The 6320-nt window shown below is 65.2% G+C and carries 8 protein-coding genes; 4 read left to right on the forward strand and 4 right to left on the reverse strand.

Translation table 11 applies throughout. The features are described 5' to 3' along the window. Positions 1 to 128: 128 nt before the first annotated feature. From WS61_RS02460 to WS61_RS02470, 3 genes are read left to right on the forward strand one after another with little or no spacing between them, the layout of a single operon-like run. Positions 129 to 686, forward strand: a complete 558-nt coding sequence (locus WS61_RS02460; RefSeq protein ID WP_059499076.1) for an ester cyclase — start codon at positions 129 to 131, stop codon at positions 684 to 686. Beyond that, positions 683 to 1711, forward strand: a complete 1029-nt coding sequence (locus tag WS61_RS02465) for a polysaccharide deacetylase family protein (RefSeq protein ID WP_059499077.1) — start codon at positions 683 to 685, stop codon at positions 1709 to 1711. The genes WS61_RS02460 and WS61_RS02465 overlap by 4 nt, the downstream gene beginning before the upstream one ends. 37 nt (positions 1712 to 1748) lie before the next feature. Beyond that, positions 1749 to 2462 (forward strand): SDR family oxidoreductase, encoded by a 714-nt coding sequence (locus WS61_RS02470; protein ID WP_059499078.1) that lies wholly within the window; start codon positions 1749 to 1751, stop codon positions 2460 to 2462. 84 nt (positions 2463 to 2546) lie between these two features. Here WS61_RS02470 and WS61_RS02475 read toward each other — a convergent pair whose 3' ends face one another. Both WS61_RS02475 and WS61_RS02480 read right to left on the reverse strand, forming a co-directional pair. Beyond that, positions 2547 to 3188: a CoA transferase subunit B gene (locus tag WS61_RS02475; RefSeq protein WP_040144027.1), complete on the reverse strand. Its 642-nt coding sequence runs from the start codon at positions 3186 to 3188 to the stop codon at positions 2547 to 2549. Between the two features lies 1 nt (position 3189). Next, positions 3190 to 3894: a CoA transferase subunit A gene (locus WS61_RS02480; protein ID WP_012363722.1), complete on the reverse strand. Its 705-nt coding sequence runs from the start codon at positions 3892 to 3894 to the stop codon at positions 3190 to 3192. 220 nt (positions 3895 to 4114) lie between these two features. Here WS61_RS02480 and WS61_RS02485 point away from each other — a divergent pair, with 220 nt between their 5' ends. Continuing rightward, on the forward strand, positions 4115 to 4660 hold the full coding sequence (locus tag WS61_RS02485) for a LuxR C-terminal-related transcriptional regulator (protein ID WP_012328362.1): 546 nt from the start codon (positions 4115 to 4117) through the stop codon (positions 4658 to 4660). Between the two features lie 125 nt (positions 4661 to 4785). On the opposite strand, the gene WS61_RS02490 is transcribed toward WS61_RS02485, so the two are convergent. Both WS61_RS02490 and WS61_RS02495 read right to left on the reverse strand, forming a co-directional pair. Beyond that, complete coding sequence (locus tag WS61_RS02490; protein ID WP_034207097.1) at positions 4786 to 5226, reverse strand: thioesterase family protein; 441 nt, start codon at positions 5224 to 5226, stop codon at positions 4786 to 4788. Positions 5227 to 5258: 32 nt separating this feature from the next. Then, positions 5259 to 6041, reverse strand: a complete 783-nt coding sequence (locus WS61_RS02495) for an SDR family oxidoreductase (protein WP_011545236.1) — start codon at positions 6039 to 6041, stop codon at positions 5259 to 5261. Positions 6042 to 6320: the final 279 nt, after the last annotated feature.

Raw genomic sequence — 6320 nt, forward strand, 5'->3', positions numbered from 1 at the left:
GGCTCAGCTCGATCTTTCCTTTTTTCGAATAATCCATTCGATTTTTCCCCGTATTTATATCAAGAACAGAAACCTACCATACCTGTTCCGCGTCGTCCCACGATGCCCCTTACAGGACCCTCCAAACCATGTCGATTCGTCTTTCTTCAATCGCTCGCCCGATCGCCCGCATGATCGCCGCGGCGGCATGCGTGGCCGCGCTTTCGCCCGCCGCATCGCGCGCTACCGAACTCGTCGAGCCTCACGGCCTGACCGTCGCGACCGATGTGCCGGCCGCGCAGGCCCGTGAGCAGATTCTCGCCGCGCGCCGTTACGGCACGTTCTGGGATACCGGCGATGCCGCGCTCGCGCGCGCGGCGCTCGCGCCAGACTTCATCGATCGGACCTTGCCGGCGGGTCGCGCACAAGGCGTATCGGGGCCAATCGCGGCATCCGAAGCGATGCGTGCTGCCGTCCCGGACCTGCGTTGCGACATCGAACAAATGATCGTCGCCGGCAACCGGGTCGTCGTGCATCTGCACTTTCGGGGCCATTTCATCGGCATGTTCAATGGCACGGCCGGACACGGGCAGATGGTCGATTTCATCGCGACCGACATCTATCGAATCGATCACGGCCGGATAGCGGAAAACTGGCATATCGAGGACAACCTGACGCTGATGCGTCAGCTTGGACTCGTCGGATGACGGAGGGAACGATGACTTTCAGCGACAACGATTCGTCCGCGATGCAGCCGGGCCGCCGCACCTTTCTTGCGCAAGCCGGCGCCGGCGTGGCTGCCGGCATCGCGATGGCCGCGGGCGCATCGCGCACGGCGGTCGCCGCGCCGATACCGGGCGCCGCCGCGACGGACATCGGCGGGTTCTGGCCGGACGATACGCGGCTCGCGATCTCGATCTCGATGCAGTTCGAGGCCGGCGGACAGCCGCCGAAGGGCGCGGACAGTCCGTTTCCGCCTGTCCAATTCCCGGCGTCGGTGCCGGTCGATCCGGCGTCGGCCACGTGGTTCGCGTACGGCTACCGTGAAGGCATTCCGCGCCTGCTCGACCTGTGGGACCGGCACGGCGTGAAAGTGACGTCGCACATGATCGGGGAAGCCGCCCGCCGGCATCCCGAACTGGCACGCGAGATCGTGTCGCGCGGCCATGAAGCGGCCGCGCACGGGCCGACATGGCGATCGCAATTCGCGATGAACCGTGACGACGAGCGCCGCTTCCTCACGGAAGCCCGCGACATGGTCGAGGCGGTGACGGGGCAGCGCCCGATCGGCTACAACTGCAACTGGTTGCGGCGTGGCCCGCACACGCTGTCGCTGCTGCAGGAACTCGGTTACGTGTACCACATCGATGACGTCAGTCGCGACGAGCCGTTCGTCGAGACCGTCGGCGGCCGCGATTTCGTGGTCGTGCCATACACGCTGCGCAACAACGACATCCTGCTGATCGAGGGCCGCAACTACTCGCCGACGATGTTCCTCGAACAGATCAAGCTCGATTTCGACCAGTTGTACGCGGAGGCCGGGCAGCGGCGCAGATTGATGTCGATCAGCGCGCACGACCGGATCAGCGGCACGCCGCAGATGGTCCGCGCATGGGACGCATTTCTGCGCTACGCCCGCTCGCATCCGGGCGTCGCGTTCATGCGCAAGGACGACATCGCACGCTTTGCGTTGCGCAGCCGGTCGACGCTACGCGAAACCGAAGCGCTCTGACCGGATTCCACTCACTTCCTCACTTCGGAAAACCATCATGAATGATTCGCTACACGGAAAGAAAGTACTGGTCGTCGGCGGCAGCTCCGGTATCGGCGCCGCGGCCGCGACAGCATTCGCGCAGCGTGGCGCCGTCGTGACGATCGCGTCGCGCGATCCGGCGAGGGCCGGCTCGGATCTCGCGCGAAGCGGGCACGTGCGTACCGAAGCGCTCGACATCACCGATACGGCGGCCGTCGATGCATTCTGCGCGCGTGCCGGTCAGTTCGACCATGTCGTGATCTCGGCCGCGAAGACCGCCACCGGCCCGCTCCGCTCGCTGCCGCTCGCGGACGCCCAGGCCGCGATGGACAGCAAGTTCTGGGGCGCATACCGTGTCGCCCGCGCGATCGACATCGCATCCGGCGGATCGCTGACGTTCGTATCGGGTTATCTCAGCGTGCGACCGAGCGCGTCGTCGGTACTGCAGAGCGCGATCAATGCGGCGCTGGAAGCGCTGGCGCGCGGCCTTGCGCTGGAACTGGCGCCCGTACGCGTGAATACCGTTTCGCCGGGCCTGATCGCGACGCCGCTGTGGGACAAGCTTGCCGCCGACGCCCGCGAAACGATGTATGCGAACGCCGCCCAGCGCCTCCCGGCGCGCCGGGTGGGCCGGCCGGAAGACGTCGCGAATGCGATCGTGTATCTGGCGACGACTGGTTATGCAACCGGTTCGACGGTGTTGATCGACGGCGGCGGCGCAATCGCGTGACGCACGGTCATCGCAATCATGACAAAACGCCCCGCGTTCCATGAGGAACGCGGGGCGTCGAGGGTCGTGCAGAGAAGTCGGCGCTTACGCGACCGCGCTCAGGTCGAGCGGCGCGCCCGTCTTCGCCTGGATCTCTTCCGCGCTCACGCCGTCGGCGAGTTCGAGCACCTTCAGCCCGTCCGGCGTCACTTCGATCACGCCGAGGTCGGTGATGATCAGATCGACCACGCCGACACCCGTCAGCGGCAGGTTGCATTCGTCGAGAATCTTGTGCTGGTCGCCCTTCGCGACGTGCTCCATCAGCACGACGACGCGCTTCACGCCCGCGACGAGGTCCATCGCGCCGCCCATCCCCTTGATCATCTTGCCCGGGATCATCCAGTTCGCGAGGTCGCCCTTCTTGCTGACCTGCATCGCGCCGAGGATCGCGAGATTGATGTGGCCGCCGCGAATCATCGCGAACGAATCGGCCGACGAGAAGATCGACGAACCCGGCAGCGTCGTGACGGTCTGCTTGCCGGCGTTGATGAGATCGGCGTCGACTTCGTCTTCGGTCGGCGACGGCCCGATGCCGAGCAGGCCGTTCTCCGACTGCAGCCACACCTCGACGCCTGCCGGCACGTGGTTCGCGACGAGCGTCGGCAGGCCGATGCCGAGGTTCACGTAGAAGCCGTCCTGCAGTTCCTTCGCCGCGCGCGCGGCCATCTGGTCACGATTCCAGGCCATGTCAGTCTCCTTTCGCGCGTACGACGCGTTGTTCGATGCGTTTTTCAGGCGTCGCGTTCAGCACGATGCGCTGCACGAAGATCCCCGGCGTATGAACCTGGTCCGGATCGAGCGTGCCGTTCTCGACGATCTCCTCGACCTCCGCCACGGTGATCTTGCCGGCCATCGCGCACATCGGGTTGAAGTTGCGCGCGGTGCGGCGGTAGATGAGGTTGCCCGACTTGTCGGCCTTCCACGCCTTGACGAGCGCGACGTCGGCCGTCAGCGACGGCTCGAGCACGTAGTGGCGATCACCGAACTGGCGCGTTTCCTTGCCTTCCGCGATCACGGTGCCGTAGCCGGTATTCGTGAAGAACGCGGGGATGCCCGCGCCGCCCGCGCGCAGCTTTTCGGCGAGCGTGCCCTGCGGCGTGAATTCGAGCTCGAGTTCGCCGGCCAGGTATTGGCGCTCGAACTCCTTGTTCTCGCCGACGTACGACGAGATCATCTTCTTGATCTGGCGCGTTTCCAGCAGCAGGCCGAGGCCGAAACCGTCGACGCCCGCGTTGTTGCTGATGCAGGTGATGCCCTTGACCGCCGAATCGCGCAACGCCGCGATCAGCGCCTCGGGAATCCCGCACAGGCCGAAGCCGCCCACCGCGAAGGTCTGTCCGTCGCGGACGATCCCCTCCAGCGCGGCAGCCGCGCTTGGATAGACTTTGTTCATCAGTTGTCCCTTCCTCTATGGAAACCAGCAAAACCGGTTCACGCGCCACGTGGCGCAAGCCCGCCGCACCATTCTATGCATGTGCGGCAATGCCTGCGTCGGGGCACGCTGTTTTTATGTCGCGACACACCGCCGCGAGATGCCTGAAAGGGTACGATGTGACGCCGATGCGGCACAATACGCAAAAATACATAAGCATTTGCCTCCGCCTGCCCGCGCCATGCCCGATCTCGATTACCAGACCGCCTTCCACCTCGCGCCGCTCGGCCTCGTGCTGTCGCGCGATCGTGTGATCGAGGACTGCAACGACGCGCTCGCGTCGATCTTCCGCTGCGCGCGGGCCGACCTGATCGGGAAGTCGTACGCGGTGCTCTACCCGTCGACGGACGAATTCCAGCGAATCGGCGAGCGCATTGCACGCGTGATGGTCGCGAACGGCGTCTACTCGGATGACAGAATCATGAAACGCGCGGACGGCGAGCTGTTCTGGTGCCACGTGACGGGACGCGCACTCGACCGCACCGCGCCGCTCGCGGCCGGCGTCTGGACCTTCGAGGATTTGAGCGCGACGCGCCGCGTCGCGGTCGAGCTGACCCCGCGCGAGCGCGAGATCGCCGCCCAGCTCGCGACCGGCAAGACCAGCAAGCAGATCGGGCGCGTGCTCGACATCAGCTCGCGCACGGTCGACATCTACCGCGCGCGGCTGATGCGCAAATACGGGACGAACAATACGCCGGAGCTGCTGCAGCGCCTGCTCGGGCAGTGAACGCGCATCGCGTGACGGCGCTCGGATGACGATCGGCCGCGCATGGCGGCCGATCGGGGGGAACATCGGAAAACCGGGCACGGCACGCCACCGGCGATCCGGTGCCGGCCTGCCGGCAGCCGCGCTCAGCCGACTTTCGTCGCGAGCGCCTGCTCGATCGTGTCGCGCAGCAGTTGCGGCAGCGGCACCGACTTGCCAAGCGCGTAGTCGACCCACACGCAGCGCGCGTTGCCGCGTGCATAGACATGCCGCGGATCGTCCGCGCGCGTGAGCTCGAAACCGGTGTCGAAACTGCTTCGGCCCGGCTTCGCGGCCGACATCTTCGCGATCACGTCGCCCGGATAGTGCAGTTGCTTGAGGAATTCCATCGACGCGGTGACGATGACGGGCCCCTGCCCCTCGCCGTTGCCGCCGGCGATGCCGAGCGCTTCGAACCACGAAATCCGCGCCTGCTCCATGTAGCGGAAATAGACCGTGTTGTTCACATGGCCGAACGCGTCCATGTCGCCCCAGCGGATCGGCATCGACATCTCAAAAACGGGTGAGTAATCGCTTGTTGCGCTCATTGCAGTCTTCTTTGTTGCGGAATGTCATCCGCTCACGCGAGGCCGAAACCGTCATCGGCGGAGATAATCGAGCCATTGATGAACTGCGACTCGTCGGCCGCGAGCAGCAACAACAGCCCGTCGAGATCCTGCGGCTTGCCGACGCGCCGGCGCGGCAGCATCGACTGCAGCTTCTGGCCCTGCTCGGTTTCCCACAGGTAATGATTGATTTCGGTATCGATATAGCCCGGACAGATCGCGTTCACGTTGATCCCGTGGCGGCCCCACTCCAGCGCCATCGCGCGCGTCATCTGCACGACCGCGGCCTTGCTCATCGCGTACAGCCCGATCTGCGGGAACACGCGCAACCCGGCCACCGACGCGATGTTGATGATCCGGCACGGCGGCTTGCCGTTGCCGCCACCGTTCGCGCGCATGATCATCCGCTTCGCGACTTCCTGCGCGACGAAAAATGCGCCGCGCGTGTTCGTATCGAACACGAACTCGAAATCCGCCGGCGTCACGTCGACGAGCTTCTGCATCGTCGACACGCCGGAATTGTTCACGAGGATGTCGATCGTGCCGGCTTCCGTCTCCGCATGCGCGACGGCCGCCTTGATGCTCTGCACGTCGGTCACGTCGAGCGACACGACGTGCGCGGCACCGCCCGCCGCCTCGATCTCCGCGCGCAGCTCCTTCAGGCGTTCGACGCGGCGGCTCGCGAGCACGACCTTCGCGCCGGCCTGCGACAGCACTTGCGCAAAACGCTGCCCCAGGCCGCTCGACGCGCCCGTGACCAGCGCAACCTTGCCTTCCAGATTGATCGATCGACCCATTTGCCCATCCCCTTTCGATGTCGTTTCGCCAGCCCGGGCGGCACAGCCCGGGCGGCATTACCCTATCACAAAAAATAGAACGATCGTGCTAATCTACCTGCATGTTGTTGCGGCAAGCGTTTCGTTTCGCAGACAATACGCTCCCGAATAAAAGCATTCTAACGGTTAGAGGAACGCCAATGACCCCCGCAAGCCTCATCGAGCAATACGGCCCGCGCGAATCGATGGAATACGACGTCGTGATCGTCGGCGGCGGCCCCGCCGGGCTGTCGGCGGCGA

Origin of the sequence: Burkholderia sp. ABCPW 11 (assembly GCF_001523445.1) — a bacterium.
Taxonomy (GTDB): Bacteria; Pseudomonadota; Gammaproteobacteria; order Burkholderiales; family Burkholderiaceae; genus Burkholderia.

Coding starts and splice junctions, on each gene's coding strand:
- WS61_RS02480 (WP_012363722.1), bottom strand. CDS start 3,894: ATGAACAAAGTCTATCCAAGCGCGGCTGCCGCGCTGGAGGGGATCGTC.
- WS61_RS02485 (WP_012328362.1), top strand. CDS start 4,115: ATGCCCGATCTCGATTACCAGACCGCCTTCCACCTCGCGCCGCTCGGC.
- WS61_RS02465 (WP_059499077.1), top strand. CDS start 683: ATGACGGAGGGAACGATGACTTTCAGCGACAACGATTCGTCCGCGATG.
- WS61_RS02490 (WP_034207097.1), bottom strand. CDS start 5,226: ATGAGCGCAACAAGCGATTACTCACCCGTTTTTGAGATGTCGATGCCG.
- WS61_RS02495 (WP_011545236.1), bottom strand. CDS start 6,041: ATGGGTCGATCGATCAATCTGGAAGGCAAGGTTGCGCTGGTCACGGGC.
- WS61_RS02460 (WP_059499076.1), top strand. CDS start 129: ATGTCGATTCGTCTTTCTTCAATCGCTCGCCCGATCGCCCGCATGATC.
- WS61_RS02470 (WP_059499078.1), top strand. CDS start 1,749: ATGAATGATTCGCTACACGGAAAGAAAGTACTGGTCGTCGGCGGCAGC.
- WS61_RS02475 (WP_040144027.1), bottom strand. CDS start 3,188: ATGGCCTGGAATCGTGACCAGATGGCCGCGCGCGCGGCGAAGGAACTG.